The sequence below is a fragment of the Streptomyces sp. 2131.1 genome (assembly GCF_900105515.1).
GTDB lineage: Bacteria > Actinomycetota > Actinomycetes > Streptomycetales > Streptomycetaceae > Streptomyces > Streptomyces drozdowiczii.
Genome location: NZ_FNSY01000001.1, coordinates 4,747,890 through 4,769,206 on the forward strand (window position 1 = coordinate 4,747,890; position 21,317 = coordinate 4,769,206).

A 21,317-nucleotide genomic window follows, 5' to 3' on the forward strand; every position below is an offset into this window, starting at 1 on the left:
CGCGCCTGTCCGCCGGGCGGTTTCCATGGCCCCAGCCCGTCGCCGCCCGGCAGAAAAAATTGCCGGGTGTGAAGGGCTGGTGAACGGGCAGAGGGGTGTTCGTGCCTATGTCCATCTCTCTCCCCGGCCCCCTTCGCCCGGTCCGGTACGCCTTCCGGGACAGTGCCATCCGCCACCCCCGTTCGGTAGCAGGAGTGTTCGAGTGATGGCATACGCTGCGAGTGATCGCAGCCAAGGGCCTGAGGCAGAGGGAGCCAACCCGGTGACGAAACAAGACATATCGGCCAGGTTGGCCGAGCTGCTCGCGGAGCAGCAGGAATCGCTCGGCGGAGCCTGGGTGGAGGCGGTCGCCCGCACTCTGCGCGGCCGCATCTCGCTCGCCGAACTGGACCGGGAGCTGCGCGAGCTGTACGCGGCGCTGATCCAGGGCCTGCGCGGCGACGGGCTCGACTGGCAGGGCGACGCCTACGCGGAGCTGCGCGCGCTGCTCGCCGAGCTGTCCCGGGCGCGGGCCCGCCAGGGATTCACCCCGACCGAGACCGCCACCAGCGTCCTCGCCGCCAAGGACGTCCTCGCGCCCGCCGACGACACCCCGGCCGAGGACATCCGGTCCTACCTCCAGCTCAGCAAGCTGATCGACGCCCTCGGGCTGTTCACGCTGGAGGTCTACGCGAAGACCCGCGAAGAGGTCATCAGCGCGCAGGCCGAGCAGCTGATGGAGTTGTCCACGCCCGTCGTGAAGCTGTGGGAGGGCGTGGTCGCCGTCCCGCTGGTCGGCACCCTCGACTCGGCCCGCACCCAGGTGGTGATGGAGAAGCTGCTCCAGGCCCTCGTCGACACCGGCTCCGACCAGGCCATCATCGACATCACCGGCGTTCCGGCCGTGGACACCGAGGTGGCCCAGCACCTGCTCAAGACGGTCGTCGCCGCCCGGCTGATGGGCGCCGACTGCATCATCTCCGGCATCCGCCCCCAGATCGCCCAGACGATCGTCGCGCTCGGCATCCAGTTCGGCGACATCGTCACCAAGTCGTCGCTGGCCGACGCCCTCAAGCACGCGCTGCGCCAGAACGGCGCGGACATCACGCGGTCCGGCGGCACGGCGTGAGCGAGCGCGTACCCGTACTGAAGATCGGGGACGTCCTCCTCGTCTCCATCCAGGTCGAGCTGGAGGACCAGGTCGTCCTGGAACTCCAGGACGACCTCGCCTCGCGGATCGTCGAATCCGGCGCCACCGGAGTGATCATCGACATCACCGCCGTGGAGATCGTCGACTCCTTCGTGGGCCGCATGCTGGCGACCACGGCTTCCATCTCCCGCCTGCTCGACGCGCAGACGGTCGTCGTCGGCATGCGGCCCGCCGTCGCCATCACCCTGGTGGAACTGGGGCTCTCCCTCGGCGGCGTGCGCACGGCCCTCACCCTGGAAAAGGGTCTGGAGATCCTGGCCAGGCGCGGCAACGCCGGTCCGGCCGGGCGATGAATACCTCCCCGGTCGTCCCCGACGCCGAGCACGAGACCGTACCGATCGCCACCAACGACGACGTGGTCCGGGCCCGGCAGCTTGTGCGCACGCTCGCCCAGCGCTGCAAGCTCTCCCTGGTCGACCAGACCAAGCTCGTCACCGCCGCGAGCGAACTGGCCCGCAACACCCTGGTGTACGGCGGCGGCGGGGTCATGCGCGCGGGCCTGGTGCGCCGCGACGGCCGGGCCGGCGTGACCGCTGTCTTCGAGGACTCCGGCCCCGGCATCCCCGACGTCGAGCAGGCGCTGACCGACGGCTGGACGTCCGGCGGCGGCCTCGGCCTCGGGCTGAGCGGGGCACGCAGGCTGGTCGACGACTTCGTGCTGGACACCGAACCGGGCAGCGGAACCCAGGTCGCGGTGACCAAATGGGCACGCTGACACTTCCCCTCCTGGACGCCGATGACGTCATCTGGCTCCGGGACCAGGAAGCACTTCCCGCAGCGGCCCGGGGCGCCGCCCTCGCGCTGGGCCGCCGCATCGGCCTCGACGAGCAGCGGTGCGCCGAGGTCGCCCTGGCGGTCAGCGAGGCGGCCACCAATCTGCGCAGACACGCCGTGGAGGGTTCCTTCCTGCTGCGCGCCGTACGCACGCCCAGCGACGCGGGCCTCGAATTCGTCACCCTGGACGAGGGCCCCGGCATGGCGGACATCGCGCACGCCCTCTCCGACGGCACCTCCACCGCCGGCACCCTGGGCATCGGCCTCGGCACCATCTCCCGCCTGGCCGACTCCTTCGACCTGCACTCGCTGCCCGGCCGGGGGACCGTGCTGACCGCCCGCTTCTGGCAGCGCGATGCGGCCGTCCGGATGGCCGCGCTCGGCCGCCCCGTGGTCGAGGGCCTGACCAGGACGATCACCGGGGAAGAGGTGTGCGGCGATGCCTGGGCCGCTCGCCCCGTCCGTGGCGGCCAACCCGCGGAACCGGCCTCCGCGCCGGTCTCCGCGGCGCCGCGCCCGGTCCGGGACGAGCGCCTCGGCTGGGCGCAGCTGACCGGCTACCGGCAGCCGGGGACCCCGGGGCCGGAACCCGAGCGCGCGGGAACCGGGCCGGGCGGCCCCGACGCCCTCCTGGTGCTCCTCTGCGACGGCCTGGGACACGGGCCCCTCGCCGGGCGCGCCGCCCAGGCGGCGGTGACCGCGTTCCGCGACACCCGCGCCGAGCAGCCCGACGCGATCATGGGGGAAATCCACAGGGCCCTGCGCGGCGGCCGGGGCGGCGCCGTCGCCGTCGTCCGCGTCGAACCCGAGGCCGGCACCCTGGCCTTCTGCGGGGTCGGCAATGTGAGCACCTACGTGGTGGACCCGGCGACCGGCACCCGCCGCTCCCTGCCCTCGGCGCCCGGCATCGTGGGCCACCAGCTGCCGACCCTGCGCACCGTACGACAGCAACTGCCCCGGAACAGTGCGGTGATCATGCACTCCGACGGCCTCACCGAACGCTGGCGGGCGGAGGCGATGCCCGGGTTCCTCGAACGGACCCCGCTCGTCGCCGCCGCCCAGCTGCTGCGCGAGGCGGGCGTGCGCCGGGACGACGCCGGCGTCGTGGTGGCGAAAGGACCCTGGTGAACAGCTTCGCGGCGCTCGGCGCCGACCCGCTCGTCTCCTTCCCCCTCACCACGGAGCAGGACGTCTTCCTGCTGCGCCGGAGCGGCAAGTCGGCCGCCGAGGCGCTCGGGGTGGAGAAGCAGGACCAGATCAGACTCGCCACCGCACTGAGCGAGCTGGGCCGGGACCTGCTGGGTTCCGACGGCCTGACCGTCGCCTTCGGAGTGGCCCGCCGCCCGCTGCCGCTGCTGCTCGTCGGCATCGACTGGACGGAGGACCGGGACCTCGGCGGCGAGGCCGTCCAGGCCGCGTCCCGGCTCGTGGCCGTGCACTACACGCCCTCCGAGCACGCGGTGACGATCGAGCAGCCGCTCACCTCGGACGGCCGGACAGCCGAGGCGATCGCGCAGGTGCGCGAAGCCGTCCTGTCCCACACGCAGGCCGGGGTGCCGGACGACGCCCGGGCCCAGACCAGCGACCTCATAGCGGCATTGGTCGAGTCCCGGGCACAGCGCGAGGAACTGCGCCGCCTGAACGACGAGCTGGAGGAGACCAACCGGGGCGTGGTGGCCCTCTACTCCGAGCTGTCCGAGGAGCTGGAGGAGACCAACCGCGGCGTCGTGGCCCTCTACGCGGAGCTGGAGGAGAAGTCGCGCCTGCTGCGCGAGGCCAGCGAGGCCAAGACGCGGTTCTGGGCCAACGTCAGCCACGAACTGCGCACCCCCGTCAACTCGGTCGTCGGCCTGGCCCGCCTGCTCCTCGAATTCGACGGCGACGGGCTGGACGAGGAGCAGCGCCGGCAGATCGGCCTCATCTCCGCGTCGGGCGCCACTCTGCTCGCCCTGGTCGACGAACTCCTCGACGTCGCCAAGGCCGAATCCGGCCGCCTGGAACCCCATTGGGCACCGGTGGACCTGCGCGCCGCCCTCGGCCAGCTGCGCGGCACCCTGCGCGGATACGAGTCGCCGGGCGCCGCCGAACTGATCGTGGCCGAGTCCGGGCTGAGCATCGTCAGCGACGAGGTCATGCTCATCCGCGTTCTGCGCAACCTCCTGTCCAACGCCCTCAAGTTCACGCCCTCTGGGACCGTGCGCCTCGACGTGACGGCGGACCGGGCGGACGGGCGCGACCAGGTCGTCTTCACCGTCTCGGACACCGGGATCGGCATCCCGGAGGAGGAGCAGCAGCAGATCTTCGAGGAGTTCTACCAGGTGCGCGGCCTCCACCAGCGCGGCCGCAGCGGCACCGGTCTCGGCCTCCCCTACGCGCGCCGGCTCGTCGGACTCCTCGGCGGCAGTCTGCGGCTGACGAGCGAACCCGGTGCGGGCACCGTGGTCACCGTGACCCTGCCGGCCGACGGCCGGCCCGCCGCTCCGACCGCCCAGACCGCGCCGGGCGAGCCGTCCGCGCCGGGCGAGCCGTCCGCGCCGGGCGAGCCGTCCGCGCCGGGCGAGCCGTCCGCGCCGGGCGAGCCGTCCGCGCCGGGCGAGCCGTCCGCGCCGGGCGAGCCGTCCGCGCCGGGCGAGCCGTCCGCGCCGGACGAGCCGTCCGCGCCCGTGGTGGCCGTCCTGGTCACCGTGGACGACGACGACGCCTTCCGCGCCTCGATCCGGCCGCTGCTCGACCGGCTCGCCGGGCGCGTGGTCGAGGTGGCCGAGGGCGGCCGGGCGAGCGACACGGTGCGCCGCGAGCGCCCGGACGCGGTCCTCCTCGACCTGCACCTGCCCGACCTCGACGGGTACGCCGTGCTGGCCGAACTCGCCGCGGACCCGGCCCTGACCGCCGTACCCGTCGTCGTCCTCACCTCGACACCCGCGGGCGAGCTGGACCGGGACAGGCTCACCCACGCGCGGGCGGTCCTGGACAAGGCGGCGCTGAACCTCCCTGAGCTGGCCGCCGCCCTGTCGGGAGCCGGCGCCGCCGGACCCGCGAACCGGGAGGAGGGCCCGGCATGACGGTGCAACGGCACCGGGACAGCGCCGCCGCGACGGTGCTCGTGCTGGACGACAACGAGACCAACCGCTACATCGTCGGCAGCTGGCTGCGCCGGGCCGGCCACACCGTGGTGGAGGCCGCCGACGGCACGGAGGGGCTGGCCCTGCTCGCCGCCGCCCCCGACGGCGAGCTGCCCGAACTCGCCGTCGTGGACGTCAAACTGCCCGACATGAGCGGCTTCGAGGTGTGCGAGCAGATCAAGGCCGACCCGCGCACCGCCTCGCTGCCCGTGATCCACGTCTCGGCCACCGCGATCGAGCTGAGCGACCGCACCCAGGGCCTCCACCGGGGCGCCGACGCCTATCTCACCGAGCCGATCGCCCCGGACGAGCTGCTGGCCACGGTCACCGCCGCGCTGCGCTACGCCCGTGCCCGGCGCCGCGCCGAGCGCCTCGCCACCCGCGTGGCAGCCCTCAACAGCAGCACTCTGGCCGTCTACGCGGCGAAGGACGGCGAGACCTTCACCGCCGCGGCGGCGGCCGGTGCCGCGGCGCTGATGGAGTCCGCCGCCGTCGCCGTCGGCCTCAGCCCCGACAACCACACCCTGCACCTGGCCGCCGCCCCGAGGAGCACACCGGCCGGGAGCGGCGGTCCCGCCCGTGCGGACGCGGTGCGGCCGGAGGCGCGGCTGCTGGACCTGCTGGCCGAGAAGGCCCTCGGCGACCGCACCGGCACGGAGACCGTGGTCCTGCCGGGGGACGAGTGGCGGGCGCTCACCTGCCAGGACGACGGCCGCGCGGACGTGTTCGCCGGGGACGTCGCCCTCACCCTCGCCCGGACGAAGCGCGGCCGGCCCCCCGTCGCGTTCGCAGTCCGCGCCGACGCCCTCACCGGCGCGGACGACCGCGAACTGCTCTCGCAGCTGGCCCAGGCCTGCGCGCTGGCCCTCGAAGCCCTGCGCACCCGCAGCGAGGAACACGCGCTCGTCCTCACCCTCCAGCGCACCTTCCTGCCCGACCGGCTGCCCGAGGTGCCCGGCGTCGGCATGGCCGTGCGCTACGAACCCGCAGCCGACGACGCCGAGATCGGCGGGGACTTCTACGAGGCCATCCGCACCCCGGACGGCCTGCTGCTCGCCATCGGGGACGTGGCGGGACACTCGCTCAAGGCCGCCATGATCATGGGCGAGGTCCGGCACGCCCTGCGCGCGTACGCCATCGAGGGCCACGACCCGCAGTCCCTGCTGACGAACCTCGACGCGCTCCTCGTGCGCGTACGCCCGTCGATGACGGTCACCGTCTGCCTCGTCCTCGTCGAGCCGGAGGCGCGCCGCATTCAGGTGGCCAACGCCGGACACATCCCGCCCCTGCTCCGCCACCCGGACGGGGCCACGCGCTACCTGACCGAGCACGGCCCCCTCCTGGGGCTCAACCTCCCGCACCCGCCGCCCGTCGCCCACGACGTCCCCGAGGGCTCCACGCTGCTGCTCCTCACCGACGGCCTGGTCGAGGTGCCCGGCGAGAACCTCGATGAGAGCCTGCGGAAGCTCGGCGACACCCTCTCCCGGACCCCGGCCGGCATCGAGGAGCTCTGCGACCGGCTGCTGGCGACCTTCGGCAAGGGCAAGACCGACGACATCGCGCTGCTCGCCGCCCGCCTCGACTGAACCGGCGGCGGCAGCGCGAAGGGGGCGCCCCGCGACGGGGCGCCCCCTCCTGCGTACGTCCTGGACCGGTTACGCGGTCGCGGCCGCCGCGTCAGCCGTCCGGGCCCGCAGCGCGCGCTCCACGCCCGAGCGGGACTCCGAGATCAGCCGGCGCAGACCCGCGCCCGGCTCGGCCGAGGCCAGCCAGGCGTCCGTGGCGTCCAGGGTCTCCTGCGAGACCTGCAGCGCCGGGTACAGGCCGATGGCGACCTGCTGGGCCATCTCGTGGCTCCGCGAGTCCCAGACGTCCTTCACCGAGGCGAAGAACTTCTCTGCGTACGGGGCCAGCAGCTCACGCTGGTCCGTCTGCACGAAGCCCGCGATGACCGCCTCCTGGAGGGAGTTCGGCAGCTTGTCGGACTCGACGACCGACGCCCACGCCTCGGCCTTCGCCTCCTCGGTCGGCCGCGCCGCCCGGGCGGAGGCCGCGTGCCGCTCGCCGGCCGCAGTGCGGTCGCGCGCGTACTCGGTGTCGATCTCCTCCTCCTCGATCAGCCCGGTGGCCGCGAGCCGCTGGACGAGCGCCCAGCGCAGCTCGGTGTCCACGGTCAGGCCCTCGACCGCCTCGGTGCCGTCGAGCAGCGCGCGCAGCAGGTCCAGCTGCTGCGGGGTGCGGGCGGTGGCCGCGAACGCGCGCGCCCAGGCCAGCTGGTGGTCGCTGCCCGGCTCCGCCGCGCGCAGGTGCGCGAGCGTCGCGTCGGTCCACTGCGTCAGACCCGCCTCGCGCCACTCCGGCGTCGCGTACTGGTCCAGCGCCACCTTCACCTGGCGGTGCAGCGACTGCACGACGCCGATGTCGGACTCCTTGCCGATGCCGGACAGCACCAGCGCCAGGTAGTCGCGGGTGGCCAGCTCGCCGTCGCGGGTCGTGTCCCAGGCCGACGCCCAGCACAGGGCGCGCGGCAGCGACTCGGTGAAGTCGCCCAGGTGCTCGGTGACGACCCGCAGCGACTCCTCGTCGAGGCGGACCTTCGCGTACGAGAGGTCGTCGTCGTTGAGCAGGATGACGGCCGGGCGCGCCTGGTCGGCGGGGAACGGCACGGTGGTGCGCTCGCCGTCGACGTCCAGCTCGATCCGGTCCGTACGCACCAGCTTCCCGGCCTCGTCGAGGTCGTAGAAACCGATGGCGATGCGGTGCGGGCGCAGCGTCGGCTCGCCCTTCGCGCCGGCGGGCAGCGCGGGCGCCTCCTGGAGCACGGTGAACGAGGTGACGCGACCGTTCTCGTCGGTCTCGATCTCCGGGCGCAGGATGTTGATGCCGGCCGTCTCCAGCCACGCCTTCGACCAGGTCTTCAGGTCGCGGCCCGAGGTCTCCTCCAGCGCGCCGAGGAGGTCGGAGAGCCGGGTGTTGCCGAAGGCGTGCGCCTTGAAGTACGCCTGGACGCCCTTGAAGAACTCGTCCATGCCGACGTACGCCACCAGCTGCTTCAGGACCGAGGCGCCCTTGGCGTACGTGATGCCGTCGAAGTTGACCAGGACGTCGTCCAGGTCGCGGATGTCGGCCATGATCGGGTGGGTCGACGGCAGCTGGTCCTGCCGGTAGGCCCACGTCTTCATGGAGTTGGCGAACGTGGTCCAGGAGTGCGGCCACCCCGAGCCCTCGGCGTACGCGAGGCAGGCGATGGAGGTGTACGTGGCGAACGACTCGTTCAGCCAGAGGTCGTTCCACCACTCCATCGTGACGAGGTCGCCGAACCACATGTGGGCCAGCTCGTGCAGGATGGTCTCGGCGCGCGTCTCGTACGCCGCGTCCGTCACCTTGGACCGGAAGACGTACTGGTCGCGGATGGTGACCGCGCCCGCGTTCTCCATCGCGCCGGCATTGAACTCCGGGACGAAGAGCTGGTCGTACTTGGCGAAGGGGTACGCGTAGTCGAACTTCTCCTGGAACCAGTCGAAGCCCATCCGGGTCACGTCGAAGATCGCGTCCGCGTCCAGGTATTCGGCGAGCGAGGGCCGGCAGTAGATGCCCAGCGGGACGGTCCGGCCGTCCTTCTCGTAGCTGCTGTGCACCGAGTGGTACGGGCCGACGATCAGGGCCGTGATGTACGAGGAGATGCGCGGCGTAGGCTCGAACGACCAGACGTCGTCCTTCGGCTCCGGCGTCGGCGAGTTGGAGATCACGGTCCAGCCGGACGGGGCCTTCACGGTGAACCGGAAGGTCGCCTTCAGGTCGGGCTGCTCGAAGCTCGCGAAGACGCGGCGGGCGTCCGGCACCTCGAACTGGGTGTACAGGTAAGCCTGTTCGTCGACCGGGTCGACGAAGCGGTGCAGGCCCTCGCCGGTGTTGGTGTACGCGCAGTCGGCGACGACCTTCAGCTCGTTGGCGCCGGCCTGCAGGTGCGGCAGCGCGATGCGCGAGTCACGGAACACCGCCGCGACGTCCAGCGCCATGCCGTTCAGCTCGACCTCGTGCACCGCGGGGGCGACCAGGTCGATGAAGGTCTCCGCACCGGCTTCGGCGGAGTCGAAACGCACGACGGTGACGGACCGGTAGGTCCCGCCCTCCTGCGCTCCGGAGAGGTCGAGATCGATCTCGTACGCGTCCACGGTCAGCAGGCGCGCCCGCTCCTGTGCCTCTTCGCGGGTCAGATTCGTGCCAGGCACGCGGTCATCTCCTTGTTCTGGGATGTTTCCCGCCATACTTCCACGGGACCCCTGCCCAGGGCGATGTCCGTTTTCCGCCGGACCGGGGCGTCGTGGAGCGGCAGGCTCGGGACCATGACCACTTACGAGGCACGCGCGATCGAACCGGACGCGCTCAAGGAACTCCGGGAGACCGACGACGCCGGACAGCCCTGCGTCCCGTACGCCGCCACCGAGGGCGGCGACCCGCTGCGGTGCTGCCTGCGCGGCAGCGAACCGGGGGAGCGCGTCGCCCTCGTCTCCTACGCCCCGCTGCGCCGCTGGGCCGCGGCGACCTGGGCCCGTCCGGGGGCGTACGACGAGCAGGGCCCGGTCTTCATCCACGCCGACGCCTGCGCGGGGCCGGAGCCGGGCCGGAACGGCTATCCGTTCTCCCGCGCGGGCGCGCTGCGCACGGTCCGCCGGTACGACGCGGAGGGCCGCATCGTGGGCGGACGCCTCCTGGAGATCCCCGAGGACGAGGAGCGCGGCTACGACGAGGCGTTCGCGGAGGCCTTCGCGGACCCGGAGGTTGCCCTGGTCCACGTACGAGCCGTGGAGTACGGCTGCTGGCACTTCGAGGTGCACAGGCCGATCGCCGGACGGGCTGAAAACGCAGCCCGTCCGGCGATCGAGGACACACGGGGTTCGGGCTGAGGGGTCAGCCCCGCAGCTCCGCCGCGACCAGCTCCGCGATCTGGACCGCGTTCAGCGCCGCGCCCTTGCGGAGGTTGTCGTTGGAGACGAAGAACGCCAGCCCGTTCTCCACTGTCTCGTCGTTGCGGATGCGCCCCACGAAGGACGCGTCCTTTCCCGCGGCCTGGAGCGGCGTCGGGATCTCGGACAGCTCGACGCCCGGCGCGTCCTTCAGCAGCTCGTACGCGCGCTCCACGGAGACCGGACGGGCGAAGCGGGCGTTGACCTGGAGCGAGTGGCCGGAGAAGACCGGGACGCGGACGCACGTACCGGAGACCTTGAGCTCCGGGATCTCCAGGATCTTGCGGGACTCGTTGCGGAGCTTCTGCTCCTCGTCCGTCTCGAAGGAGCCGTCGTCGACGATCGAGCCGGCCAGCGGCAGCACGTTGAAGGCGATGGGGCGCTTGTAGACGCCCGGCTCCGGGAAGTCCACGGCCGAGCCGTCGTGCGTGAGCTTGTCCGCTTCGGCGACGACCTTGGACGCCTGGCCGTGCAGCTCGGCGACACCGGCCAGACCGGAGCCGGAGACCGCCTGGTACGTGGCGACGGTCAGCGTCTCGAGCCCCGCCTCCTCGTGCAGCGGGCGCAGCACGGGCATGGCGGCCATCGTGGTGCAGTTCGGGTTGGCGATGATGCCCTTGGGCCGGTCCGCGACGGCGTGCGGGTTGACCTCGGAGACGACCAGCGGGACCTCGGGGTCCTTACGCCAGGCGGAGGAGTTGTCGATCACGACGGCGCCCTGCGAGGCGACCTTCTCGGCGAGCGCCTTGGAGGTCGAGCCTCCGGCGGAGAACAGCACGATGTCCAGGCCCGTGTAGTCGGCCGTGGCGGCGTCCTCGACGGTGATCTCGCGTCCCTGCCACTCGATGACGGAGCCCGCCGAGCGCGCGGAGGCGAACAGCCGCAGCTCGTCGGCCGGGAACTTCCGCTCGGCCAGGATGCTGCGCATGACTGTGCCGACCTGACCGGTGGCGCCGACGATTCCGACCTTCACAGGAACTCCCTCAGACGTACGAACGGGCACGGTTGCCGGTCCATGATGCGTATGTCCACGGCCGCCATGTCCAATCCATTGTCCGACCTGCGGACGAGTGGCGCTCGGCACAGTGGGGCGGGTGCCCGGTGAGCACCCGCCCCACTGCCGTAATGGATCATGCGTTCAGCACGGTGTGACTACTGGACGACCTTCTGGATCACGACGCTGCCGGTGCCCGCCGAGGTGCCCCGGGCGTTGACGAGGCTCACCTCGCCGAAGAACTGCCGGCCCTCGGGAGCCGCGGCGGCCACCTTCACCTGCGCGCCGACCGTGGCCGACGCGCCGGCGGCCAGGTTCACGGCCTTCGACTCGTCGACGGAGATCGTGCCGAGCGACGCCGAGTAGTACACGTCCCGGTAGTCGTACTCGGTGGTCCCGGCCGGGACGTCGTACCCGTCGACGAGGACGGTGTACGTGCCGGCGGCCGGCTTCACCAGGCTGACGGACTCCTCGGAGCCCGCCGTGGTGGAGGCGCCCACCTGAGCGGTGCCCCTGTACACGTACAGGTCGAGGTCGGCGTTGGCGTCGGACGTGCCGCCGATGGCGATGTCCAGCTTCTCGACGCCCGCACCGATGGTGACCTCCTTGACGTACGAGCCGCCGGTGGAGATCGACGGGCGCTCGACGTCGGCCGAGCCCAGCGAGCCGCCCTTGAGCTTGCCCTCCAGGGGGCCCGCGTTGTTGGTGACCTTCCAGTCGACCGGGGCCGGGGTGCCGATCTTCGCCTCGGCGAGGGTCCGCACCGCCGGGTCGAACGTCGCGCCGAGCAGCGCCACGTCCAGCTTGTACGGGTTGTCCAGCAGCGGCGACGTGCGCCGGGCCTCGACCTCGATCTCCCAGACACCGGGCTGCGGGTCCGCGTAGGAGCGCGCGTCCGGGCGGCAGGTGTTGGACGGGTTCTCGTAGTTCGGGTAGCAGTACGGCGTACCGCTGTCGTCGACCGGCACCCCGTACGGGTGGATGGCGATGAAGCGGGTCTGGCTGCCCGAGCGCAGGGCGCTCATCGCGACCTCAAGGGTCTTGGCGCCCTCCGGCACGGTCACGAAGTACGACGTGGTGCCGTTGCGCTGCACCGAGCCGGACGCCTTGAACGCGTAGGACGGCTTCACCAGCTCCTTGGAGACGACGACCGTGGTCAGGATCTGCTGGTCCGTCCCGGCGGTCTTCCTGTCGTCGAGCTGGAGGATCGCGCTGTGCACGCCCGCGCTGCCCGGCTTCGCCTGGACCTTGACCGTCACCGGCTTGCCCAGCGGCAGCGAGACCTTGTCGGAGCCGACGAGCTTGAAGGTGCCGTCGTTGTACTTCCAGGAGAGCTTGTGCTCGACCTTCTTGTCCGGGCCCGTGGTGCGGGTGACCGTGACGTCGTAGGTCTTCTTCTGCCCGGCCTTGAGGCCGCCCTCGCGGTCGTACAGGCCGGTGCCGAAGCCCGGGGTCTTCAGCGCGAAGTCGATCGCGGTGTCGACGGGGGCCTTGACCGTGTACTCGTGCGCCGGGGCGCCCTGCTTCGCGATCAGCTTCCAGGCGTCGACGATGTTGATCAGACCGGCGCCCTGGGCGTGCGCGGGCACGTTCTTGATCTTGGTGGCGGTGCTGGTCAGCGCGGTGCGCAGGTCGGCCGGGGGCAGCTCGATGTGCTTCTGCTTCGCGGCGGACAGCAGCAGCGCGGTCGCGCCGGCGGCCTGCGGGGAGGCCATCGACGTGCCCTGGAGCATGGAGTAGCCGGCCGGAAGCGAGTAGCCCGCCTCCTTGACCGGCGAACCGGGCAGCCAGGTCTGCGTCGAGTTGATCGCCGCGCCGGGGGCCGTCAGGGTCGGCGCGAAGCCGCCGTCCTCGCGCGGACCCGCCGAGGAGAAGGGCAGCATGTCGTACTTCTTGGTGACGTTCGAGCCGTAGTTGGCGGCCCAGGTCTCCTTGGAGATGGACGCGCCGACCGAGATGACGTGGTCGGCGAGGCCGGGGTCACCGATGGTGTTGACGCCGGGGCCGTCGTTGCCGGCCGAGATGACCAGCTGGACGCCGTAGATGTCGACGAGCCGCTTGTACAGCTCGGCGCGGGCGTTGTTGCCGTCGTTCAGCGGCGGCAGCCCGCCGATCGACATGTTGACGACGTCGACGCCGCGGTTCACGACGAGGTCGATCATGCCCTCGGTGAGCGCGATGTTGGTGCAGCCGCCGGACCAGGTGCAGGCGCGCGAGGAGACGATCTTCGCGCCGGGCGCGGCACCGTTCATCTTGCCGCCGAACAGGCCGTTCGCGGCGGTGATGCCCGCGACGTGCGTCCCGTGCTCGGACTCGATGACCCCGATGGAGACGAAGTCGGAGGTGTCGCCGGCCGCGTTGTAGACGACGCCCTTGCGGTTCTCGACGACGAACGGGATGCGCTCGGAGACGTCGGTGCGCGGGTCGTCCTTGCCGAAGTAGGAGACCTGGTGCTTCTCCTTGTACGGCTTGAGGGCGGTGTCGTCGGTGAAGTCCGCGTTGCCGTTCAGGTCGACGCGGGAGGCGCCCGAGACCGGGTCGTGGAGCACGGCCCAGGTGTCGGTGGTGTCGCCGTCGCGGTTCAGGTCGCCCGCCATGTCGCCGCCCTTGGTGGCGGCCTCGGCGAACACGCTGATGCGGTACGAGCCCTTGGGGGCCTTGTACGTAAGCCCCTTGTACGTGAACACCGGGCCGGAGACGGCGTCCGTCATCCGCAGCCAGGTGCCGTCGCCGTCGCTCACCGGGTCGGTGGCGGTCACCCAGTCGGTGATCTTGCGCTCGCCGGTGGTGGTCTTCTGCAGCGCCGGGTGCGCGATGTCGACGCCGGAGTCCAGGACGCCGATGGTGATCCCGCGGCCGTCGGCCTTGGGGTGCTGCTTCACGAAGTCGACCGCGCCCGTCTCGAAGGACGGGTTGTACGGGTTCTTCGCCGGTGTCTTCTTCCCCGGCGCCGGGTAGCTGCCGGTGGACTTCACCTTCGCCTTGCTGCCCGTCGCCCGGTCCGCCGCCGGCGTCGGGTCGTCCAGCTTGACCTCCTGCTTGAGGTCGATGCCGTGGACGGAGCCGAGCTTGGAGGCCGCCTTGATGGTGGCCTCGGCGGTCGCGGTCGGCACGGTCGCCCGCACGTACCCGAGCTTGTCGTACGCACGTCCCAGCACGGAGCCCTTGACGGCGTCCAGCTGCTTGGTGACCTGCTCGGTCGCGCCGGGGGCGGTCGCGACCATCATGGTGATGTTCTTCTCGCCCTTGGCCTTGGCCTTGGTCAGGACCTCGGCGTCGGCGGTGCCCAGCTTGTCCGCGGGAGCGGTGCCGGCGGCCTTGACGGGGGCGGTGGCCGGGTCGTCGGCGGCGAACACGGGGGAGACGCCGGTGGCGGCCAGCGCGGCCACCAGACCGGCGGCGGCCGCCACCCGGGCGGCGCGTCTCGCTCCGGATATGTAACCGGGGGATTCGGAGGTCATCAGCATCCCTGTATGTGAAAGAGAGAGTCCGGAAATCGGTACCGGATGACCGCTCACCCTGTCGTAAATGACAGGGGTTTGTGGAGAGTTGCGGGATGCTTGTTGCGGACATGGCGGAATTCCGCCACCGGGGCCGAAGTGTCACCGGGGGCGAATGGGCCCATACGTGACGAGAACGCGGTCATGTGGGGCGATCGGCGAGGTGTCGCCCCCGGTTCAGCGGGGCAGGATCATCACATACGCCGCCGGCTCCCGGTCCGCCGCGGCCATCAGTGCTGTCCGGACCACGGTCGCCTGCTGCTCGCGCGCGTCGCGCAGCTTCTTCGGCGTGAGGTGGACGACAGTGACGCCCAGCCGTTCCAGGTGCTCCCGCCGCGCTGCGTACGCGGACCACTCGGCCTCGTGCTCCTCCTGACGCCGGCCCCCCTCCAGCCGGCTGTGGCGCGGGGCCCTGGTGTCCAGCTCCACCGCGACCGCCTCGTCGGGCCAGTAGGCGTCCACGCCGCCCAGGTGCGGCCCGCCGGGCAGCCGCAGGTCCACGTTCCACAGCGGCTCCTTGAGCCCGTGCGCGCGCACCATGTCGTACAGCCGCTCCTCCGCCATGGCCCGGCCCTCCGCCAGCAGGGTGTCCACCGCGTGCACCACCTGAGGCCGGCCCAGCACCTTGGCACGGTTCAGCTCGCCGACCAGCACGGCCGGTTCGCAGTGGCCGCCGCGCACCGCCTCGGTGAGCAGCCGGCGCACCGTGACCGCTTCCCCGAGCCCCGCCACCGCGTCCGCCAGCGCCCGCGCCACCGGGGCCACGGGCAGCCCGTCCACCCGTTCCGGGCGCGGCAGTTCGGCGGTCCGCAGCAGCCTGGCGTATCCGGCCGACCGCAGCCGGCGCACCCGGGGCACCAGCACGTCGACCCCCTCCACCGAGGCGACGGGCGGCGCGGCGGCGAAGCCGTACAGCGAGAGCGCGGCGAGCCCGGTGAGCATCGCCTCGCCGTACGCCGGGTCGGCGACCCGCGCGGCGGCCGTCCGCCGCCCGGAGACCGGCGGACGGCCCGCGTACAGCAGGGCGGACCGCAGCCGCTCCGGACCGCTGAGCGGACCGGGGTGCAGGACGAACACGCCGGGCAGCGGCTGCTGCCACGGCCCGCCGGCTCCGCACTGCTCGACGGCCCGTCCGGCGGGCACGCCCATCGCCTTCAACTGTGCTGCGGACAGCACGCGTTGGGCCGTGCGGGCGGTGACGGAGTGACAGGGCGGGAGCGGGGTGTTCTGGGTCATGCTCCGGTGTATCCCGCCAACGGACCGGCCTTTAACCGTTGTTACAGGCCCGTCGACATACCAGGACAACAACACTGTCCTGCATCACGACCCGGCCCGTCCGGCGTTCGAGGACGGAACCCCTGCCCTGGACCGGGGCAAGGGTTCCCGGACGGTCAGGCCACCGAATCCGCCGCCTGCGCCCGCAGCCCCCGGGCGAGGTCGTCCCGCGCCTCCAGCACCAGCCGCCGCAGCGCCGGTGCCGCGTCGGGCCGGGACGCCAGCCACGCGTCGGTCGCCTCCAGCGTCGCCGGGTCGTCCTGGAGCGACGGGAACAGCCCCTTGACCACGGCCATTCCGATCTGGATCGACCGCTCGGCCCAGACCCGCTCGATCGCCTCGAAGTACCGCGCGGTGTACGGCGCCAGCAGCTCCCGCTGCGAGGACTGCTCGAAGCCCGCGATCGTCGCCTCGACCAGAGCGTTGGACAGCGCGTCCGACTCCACGACGTCCGCCCACGCCCGGGCCTTCACCTCGGCGGACGGTCGCGAGGCCAGGCACCGTACGTGGTGCCGCTTGCCGGAGGCCGTGTCGTCCCGGGCCAGCTCCGCGTCGACCGCCCCCTCGTCGGCCGCGCCGTGCGCGACCAGCGGGGACAGGAACGCCCAGCGCAGCTCCTGGTCGACGTCGAGCCCGTCGATCCTGGCCGTGGAGTCGAGCAGCCCGGACAGCAGCTGGAAGTCGCTGTCCGACGCGGCGACCGACGCGAAGAACCGCGCCCACGCAAGCTGGTGCTCGCTGCCCGGCTCGGCGAGCCGCAGTTCGCCGAGCGCGCCCTCGGCCAGCGCCCTGCCGCTCTCCTCGCGCCACGCGGGAGCGGCGTAGTTCACGAGCGCGCCGCGCGTCCAGGCGTGCAGCATCTGGAGGACACCGATGTCCGTCTCGCGCCCGGCGAAGGCCAGGACCAGCGAGACGAAGTCGCGGGCCGGCATCAGCCCGTCGCGGGTGAGGTTCCACAGCGCGGACCAGCACAGCGCCCGGGCCAGCGGGTCCGTGATGTCGCCCAGGTGCGCGCGCAGGGTCGCGAGCGACACCTCGTCGAAGCGGACCTTGCAGTACGTGAGGTCGTCGTCGTTGACGAGGATCAGCTCGGGTCGCTCGGCCCCGGCCAGCTCCCCGATCACGGTGCGCGGACCCGACACATCCGCCTCGGCACGCGCGTAACGCACCAGCTCACCCTCGGCGTTGCGGCTGTACAGGCCGACGGCGACCCGGTGGGGGCGCAGCTCCGGGTGGGACTCGGCGGCCTCCTGGAGGACGGCCAGCTCGGTGATCCGGCCGGCCGCGTCGTACGTCGCCACCGGGGTCAGCGAGTTGACGCCCGCGGTCTGGAGCCAGGAGCGCGACCATGCGGTCATGTCCCGGCCGGACGTCTCGGACAGCACCGACAGCAGGTCCCCGAGCCGGGTGTTGCCGTAGGCGTGCTTCTTGAAGTAGCGCCGGGCGCCCTCCAGGAACGCGTCCCGTCCCACGTACGCCACGAGCTGCTTGAGGACGGAGGCGCCCTTGGCGTACGTGATGCCGTCGAAGTTCAGCTTGGCGTCCTCCAGGTCACGGATGTCGGCCGTGATCGGGTGCGTGGAGGGCAGCTGGTCGGCGCGGTACGCCCAGGACTTGCGGTTGTTGGCGAAGGTGATCCAGCCGTCCTCGAAGCGGGTCGCGCCGGTCATCGCGAAGACGCCCATGAAGTCCGCGAAGGACTCCTTCAGCCACAGGTCGTCCCACCACTGCATGGTGACGAGGTCCCCGAACCACATGTGCGCCATCTCGTGCAGGATGACGTTGGCCCGGCCCTCGTACGCCGCCTGCGTCACCTTGCCGCGGAAGATGTACTCCTCGCGGAACGTGACGCAGCCCGGGTTCTCCATCGCGCCGAGGTTGTACTCCGGCACGAACGCCTGGTCGTACTTCCCGAAGGGGTACGGGTAGTCGAAGTTGTCGTGGAAGAAGTCCAGGCCCTGCTTGGTGATCAGGAAGACGTCGTCGGCGTCGAAGTGCTTGGCGAGCCCCTTGCGGCACATCGCGCCGAGCGGGATCTCCAGCGTCGTGCCGTCCTCGAAGGTCCGGCTGTAGGAGTCGGTGACGTAGTGGTACGGGCCGGCGACGACCGCCGTGATGTACGTGGAGATCGGCTCGGTCTCCGCGAACCGCCACACCCCGCCCTCGCGGGACTCCTCCGCGCCGTTGCTCCACACCGTCCACTCCGCGGGCGCCGTCACCCGGAAGCGGTAGGGGGCCTTGAGGTCGGGCTGCTCGAAGTTGGCGAAGACCCGGCGGGCGTCCGCCGGTTCGTACTGGGTGTAGAGGTAGACCTCGCCGTCCTCCGGGTCGACGAAGCGGTGCATGCCCTCGCCGGTCCGGCTGTACGCGCACTGCGCGTCGACCACCAGGACGTGTTCGCCCTCCGCCAGGTCCGCCAGCGCGATCCGCGCCCCGTCGAAGACGACCGCCGGGTCAAGCTCGGCCCCGTCCAGCGTCACCGCGTTCACCGAGGGGGCGATGAGGTCCGCGAAGGTGGACGCGCCGCCGCGCGCCGCGCGGAACCGGATCGTCGTCACCGAGCGGAAGGTCGACGGGCCCTCCGCCGGCTCGTCACGGCCGGGCTCGCCGGTCGCGGAGCGGACGTCGAGTTCGACGTCGTAACCGTCCACGGTCAGCAGCTCCGCCCGCTCGCGGGCCTCGTCTCGGGTCAGGTTCTCGCCGGGCACGGCACACTCCTTTGTGTCACGTTCGAATAATTTGATCCTCCCATGCCGCCTCCCGGCCTCGCGGGCGGGAATGGCCGAAGCGCCGTCCGGTGTTCTCGCGCACAGACTTGCCCACAGATGCGTTCATCCGTTCGAGGAGAGAGATGTCTGACAACAGCACCGCGACCGGCAGGACCCCCGTCGACTTCTGGTTCGACCCGGTCTGCCCCTGGGCCTGGATGACCTCCCGCTGGATGCTGGAGGTGGAGAAGGTCCGCGACGTCGAGGTCCGCTGGCACGTGATGAGCCTGTCGGTGCTCAACGAGGACCGGCTCGACGACCTGCCCGCCGAGTACCGCGACATGCTGGAGAACAAGGCGTGGGGCCCTGTGCGCGTGGTGGTCGCCGCCCAGCAGCTCCACGGCGACGAGGTGGTGGGCCCCCTCTACACCGCGCTCGGCACCCGCTTCCACAACCGGGGCGAGGGCGTCACCCGCGAGGCCGTCGAGGCCGCGCTGAAGGACGTCGGCCTCCCCGTCGAGCTGGCGGACCACGCGGACTCCGACGCCTACGACACCGAGCTGCGCGCCTCCCACAAGGAGGGCATCGACAAAGTGGGCCAGGAGGTCGGCACCCCGGTCATCGCCGTCCCCGGCGCCGACGGCGAGCAGCTCGCCTTCTTCGGCCCGGTCGTCACCCCCGCCCCCAAGGGCGAGGACGCCGCGAAGCTCTGGGACGGCACCCTGATGGTCGCCTCGATCCCCGGCTTCTACGAGATCAAGCGCACCCGCACCCAGGGCCCGATCTTCGACTGAGCGCAAGCGGCGTCGCGGGGACCGGCCACGGACCGGTCCCCGCCGCCTTCTGTGACGGCACCGTGACGCAATATGTGACCTGGGGCACAGCCCGGCTCCGGCGCCCTTTGATCATCTGGGCGGATGCGTCCTGCCACCGCCCTCGTCCTGTGTGCCGCCCTCGCGAGCACCGCGCTGCTCGCCGGATGCGGGAAGGAGACGGCCGGTGCCCCGGCCTCGCCCGGGGCGACCTGCGCGCCCGCCGAGCCGGTCGTGGGCCCCGACGGGCGGACCTGGGACAACGTCCGGGTCGTCAGCGGAAAGTGCGGTCCCTCGGGCGCCCCGTCCACCGGGTACGAGGTCACCAACACCGACAAGGAACCGCTCACCTTCACCATCACGTTCACCTTGGTCAACGGCCTCGGCGAGGCGATGGACAACATCACGCGCACCGTGGAGGCGGTCGGGCCCGGGCAGACCGTGCGGCGGCCCCTGGACACGGCGGACGGACCGGGCTCGGCCCGCTCGTACCGGGCCCGGATCATCAAGGTGCGGGCCGTCCCGTCGGACGGGGCGGGCGGGGACTGCCCGTCCTCCGGGGTCCGCATCACCAACGACCGGGGCGACGCCGCGATGGGACTGCGCGTCGTGGGCATCCACCTGGAGAACTGCGGGACCGCCGACTACCACCTCAACGGCTACCCGTCGCTCCGGCTCCTCGACGAGGACCGGGAGCCGGTGAGCGGTGTGGACCTCCTGCACGGCACCGACAAGATCTCGACCGGGGTCGGTGGGAGCGCCGCGCCCCGGCCCGTGACCCTGCGGCCGGGGGAGTCCGCGCGCGCGACCCTCGCCTGGCGCAACACCACCACCGAGGGCGACCCGGTGAACGCCCCGTACGTCGAGGTCACCGCGAAGCCCGGCGCGAAGCCCGTGACGGTCACCCCGGAGCTCGACCTCGGCACCACGGGCCGGCTCGGCGTCGGCCCGTGGAAGAAGACCCCGGCGGGCGCCGGTCAGCAGTAGAAGTTGCGCGGCCACCGGTGCTCGGCCAGGACCGCCAACTGCTTGCCGGTGAGCGGCTGTCCGTCGCTCACGGCGGTGTTGCGCTCCACGTTGCGGACGCTGCGCATGCCCGGGATGACCGTGGAGACCGCCGGGTGGCTCAGGACGAACCGCAGCGCGTGCTCCGCGAGCGCGTCCTGCCCGATGCCCAGGTCCGAGACGAGCGCCGCGACGCGCCGCTCGACCTGCGCCGGGCGGTCGCCCTTGAAGTAGCGGTTGCGGAAGTCACCCTCGGGGAAGGTCGTGTCCGCGGTGATCCGGCCGGTCAGTCCGCCCTCGTCCAGCGCGACCCGCACGATCACACCGACGCCGTGCTCCGCGCAGGCCGGCAGGAATTCGTCGGCCGGGGCCTGGTCGAACACGTTGTAGATGACCTGCACGCTGTCGACCGCGCCGCTGCGGACGAGCGCGACGGCGCTCTCGGGCGCGTGGTCGTTGACGGAGACCCCGAACAGGCGGATCTTGCCCTCCTGCTTCAGCGCGGCGACCGTCTCCAGCCAGTCCCCGCGCCCCAGCCACTCGTCGTTCCAGACATGGAACTGGAGCACGTCGAAGTGGTCCAGCCCGGAGGCGGCGAGGCTGGTCTCCAGGCTGCCGCGGATGTGCTCGCCGGGGAACACGTCCGCCGGGTCCAGGCCGTCCGCCGCCGGCCACCCCCCGTTCTTCGGCGGCACCTTGGTCGCGACCAGCACCTCGTCACCGGCCCGTTCCCGTACCACCTGCCCGACGATGCGCTCGCTCTCGCCGTAGCCGCGCGCGGTGTCGATGAAGTTGACGCCCAGATCGATGGCCCGGTTCAGGGCGCGCAGCGACTCGTCCCGCGTCGCCCCCACCCAGCTGGACTCACCGATGCCCCAGGCGCCGTAGCCGATCTCCGACACCGAAAGTCCGCTGCGTCCCAGCTCGCGGTAGCGCACAGTCATCCTCCACGTCGTCGTCCCGTTCCGGGC

Annotated in this window: 15 protein-coding genes; 9 read left to right on the forward strand and 6 right to left on the reverse strand. The window is 72.0% G+C overall.

The window, feature by feature from the left end:
- Positions 1 to 262: 262 nt before the first annotated feature.
- The 6 genes from BLW14_RS21345 to BLW14_RS21370 are packed head-to-tail and all read left to right on the forward strand — an operon-like array spanning position 263 to position 6,671.
- Positions 263 to 1,108: an STAS domain-containing protein gene (locus tag BLW14_RS21345; protein WP_093708814.1), complete on the forward strand. Its 846-nt coding sequence runs from the start codon at positions 263 to 265 to the stop codon at positions 1,106 to 1,108.
- Entirely contained in the window at positions 1,105 to 1,482 is a 378-nt protein-coding gene (locus BLW14_RS21350) for an STAS domain-containing protein (protein ID WP_093708815.1), read from the forward strand. The genes BLW14_RS21345 and BLW14_RS21350 overlap by 4 nt, the downstream gene beginning before the upstream one ends.
- Entirely contained in the window at positions 1,479 to 1,904 is a 426-nt protein-coding gene (locus tag BLW14_RS21355) for an anti-sigma regulatory factor (RefSeq protein ID WP_093708816.1), read from the forward strand. Before BLW14_RS21350 ends, BLW14_RS21355 begins: the two co-directional genes overlap by 4 nt.
- A complete protein-coding gene (locus BLW14_RS21360) occupies positions 1,892 to 3,091 on the forward strand; it encodes an ATP-binding SpoIIE family protein phosphatase (protein ID WP_093708817.1) in 1,200 nt (399 codons plus the stop codon). The genes BLW14_RS21355 and BLW14_RS21360 overlap by 13 nt, the downstream gene beginning before the upstream one ends.
- Complete coding sequence (locus BLW14_RS21365; protein ID WP_093708818.1) at positions 3,088 to 5,025, forward strand: ATP-binding protein; 1,938 nt, start codon at positions 3,088 to 3,090, stop codon at positions 5,023 to 5,025. Before BLW14_RS21360 ends, BLW14_RS21365 begins: the two co-directional genes overlap by 4 nt.
- Positions 5,022 to 6,671, forward strand: a complete 1,650-nt coding sequence (locus BLW14_RS21370) for a fused response regulator/phosphatase (RefSeq protein WP_093708819.1) — start codon at positions 5,022 to 5,024, stop codon at positions 6,669 to 6,671. The genes BLW14_RS21365 and BLW14_RS21370 overlap by 4 nt, the downstream gene beginning before the upstream one ends.
- Positions 6,672 to 6,740: 69 nt before the next feature.
- On the opposite strand, the gene pepN (BLW14_RS21375) is transcribed toward BLW14_RS21370, so the two are convergent.
- Positions 6,741 to 9,317, reverse strand: a complete 2,577-nt coding sequence (gene pepN, locus BLW14_RS21375) for an aminopeptidase N (RefSeq protein WP_093708820.1) — start codon at positions 9,315 to 9,317, stop codon at positions 6,741 to 6,743.
- Between the two features lie 114 nt (positions 9,318 to 9,431).
- Between pepN (BLW14_RS21375) and BLW14_RS21380 the strand changes: the two genes are divergently transcribed.
- A complete protein-coding gene (locus tag BLW14_RS21380; RefSeq protein WP_093708821.1) occupies positions 9,432 to 9,992 on the forward strand; it encodes a DUF1203 domain-containing protein in 561 nt (186 codons plus the stop codon).
- Positions 9,993 to 9,996: 4 nt separating this feature from the next.
- Here the strand turns inward: BLW14_RS21380 and BLW14_RS21385 are convergent, their stop codons facing one another.
- From BLW14_RS21385 to pepN (BLW14_RS21400), 4 genes are all read right to left on the reverse strand, one after another.
- Entirely contained in the window at positions 9,997 to 11,025 is a 1,029-nt protein-coding gene (locus tag BLW14_RS21385) for an aspartate-semialdehyde dehydrogenase (RefSeq protein WP_093708822.1), read from the reverse strand.
- Between the two features lie 179 nt (positions 11,026 to 11,204).
- On the reverse strand, positions 11,205 to 14,513 hold the full coding sequence (locus tag BLW14_RS21390) for a S8 family serine peptidase (protein ID WP_177154049.1): 3,309 nt from the start codon (positions 14,511 to 14,513) through the stop codon (positions 11,205 to 11,207).
- 210 nt (positions 14,514 to 14,723) lie between these two features.
- Positions 14,724 to 15,782: a hypothetical protein gene (locus tag BLW14_RS21395; RefSeq protein WP_093708823.1), complete on the reverse strand. Its 1,059-nt coding sequence runs from the start codon at positions 15,780 to 15,782 to the stop codon at positions 14,724 to 14,726.
- A 155-nt stretch (positions 15,783 to 15,937) separates the two neighbouring features.
- The gene (gene pepN / locus BLW14_RS21400) at positions 15,938 to 18,529 is read right to left on the reverse strand and encodes an aminopeptidase N (protein ID WP_093708824.1); all 2,592 of its coding nucleotides are present in this window, start codon (positions 18,527 to 18,529) and stop codon (positions 15,938 to 15,940) included.
- Between the two features lie 143 nt (positions 18,530 to 18,672).
- Between pepN (BLW14_RS21400) and BLW14_RS21405 the strand changes: the two genes are divergently transcribed.
- Both BLW14_RS21405 and BLW14_RS21410 read left to right on the forward strand, forming a co-directional pair.
- Positions 18,673 to 19,323 (forward strand): mycothiol-dependent nitroreductase Rv2466c family protein, encoded by a 651-nt coding sequence (locus BLW14_RS21405; RefSeq protein WP_093708825.1) that lies wholly within the window; start codon positions 18,673 to 18,675, stop codon positions 19,321 to 19,323.
- 123 nt (positions 19,324 to 19,446) lie between these two features.
- Complete coding sequence (locus BLW14_RS21410; RefSeq protein WP_093708826.1) at positions 19,447 to 20,328, forward strand: DUF4232 domain-containing protein; 882 nt, start codon at positions 19,447 to 19,449, stop codon at positions 20,326 to 20,328.
- Here BLW14_RS21410 and BLW14_RS21415 read toward each other — a convergent pair.
- Positions 20,319 to 21,284 carry an aldo/keto reductase gene (locus tag BLW14_RS21415; protein ID WP_093708827.1) on the reverse strand — a complete coding sequence of 322 codons (966 nt, stop codon included), beginning with the start codon at positions 21,282 to 21,284 and terminating at the stop codon, positions 20,319 to 20,321. The genes BLW14_RS21410 and BLW14_RS21415 overlap by 10 nt on opposite strands.
- Positions 21,285 to 21,317: the final 33 nt, after the last annotated feature.

Coding starts and splice junctions, on each gene's coding strand:
- BLW14_RS21355 (WP_093708816.1), top strand. CDS start 1,479: ATGAATACCTCCCCGGTCGTCCCCGACGCCGAGCACGAGACCGTACCG.
- BLW14_RS21360 (WP_093708817.1), top strand. CDS start 1,892: ATGGGCACGCTGACACTTCCCCTCCTGGACGCCGATGACGTCATCTGG.
- BLW14_RS21370 (WP_093708819.1), top strand. CDS start 5,022: ATGACGGTGCAACGGCACCGGGACAGCGCCGCCGCGACGGTGCTCGTG.
- BLW14_RS21380 (WP_093708821.1), top strand. CDS start 9,432: ATGACCACTTACGAGGCACGCGCGATCGAACCGGACGCGCTCAAGGAA.
- BLW14_RS21390 (WP_177154049.1), bottom strand. CDS start 14,513: ATGCTGATGACCTCCGAATCCCCCGGTTACATATCCGGAGCGAGACGC.
- BLW14_RS21395 (WP_093708823.1), bottom strand. CDS start 15,782: ATGACCCAGAACACCCCGCTCCCGCCCTGTCACTCCGTCACCGCCCGC.
- BLW14_RS21405 (WP_093708825.1), top strand. CDS start 18,673: ATGTCTGACAACAGCACCGCGACCGGCAGGACCCCCGTCGACTTCTGG.
- BLW14_RS21410 (WP_093708826.1), top strand. CDS start 19,447: ATGCGTCCTGCCACCGCCCTCGTCCTGTGTGCCGCCCTCGCGAGCACC.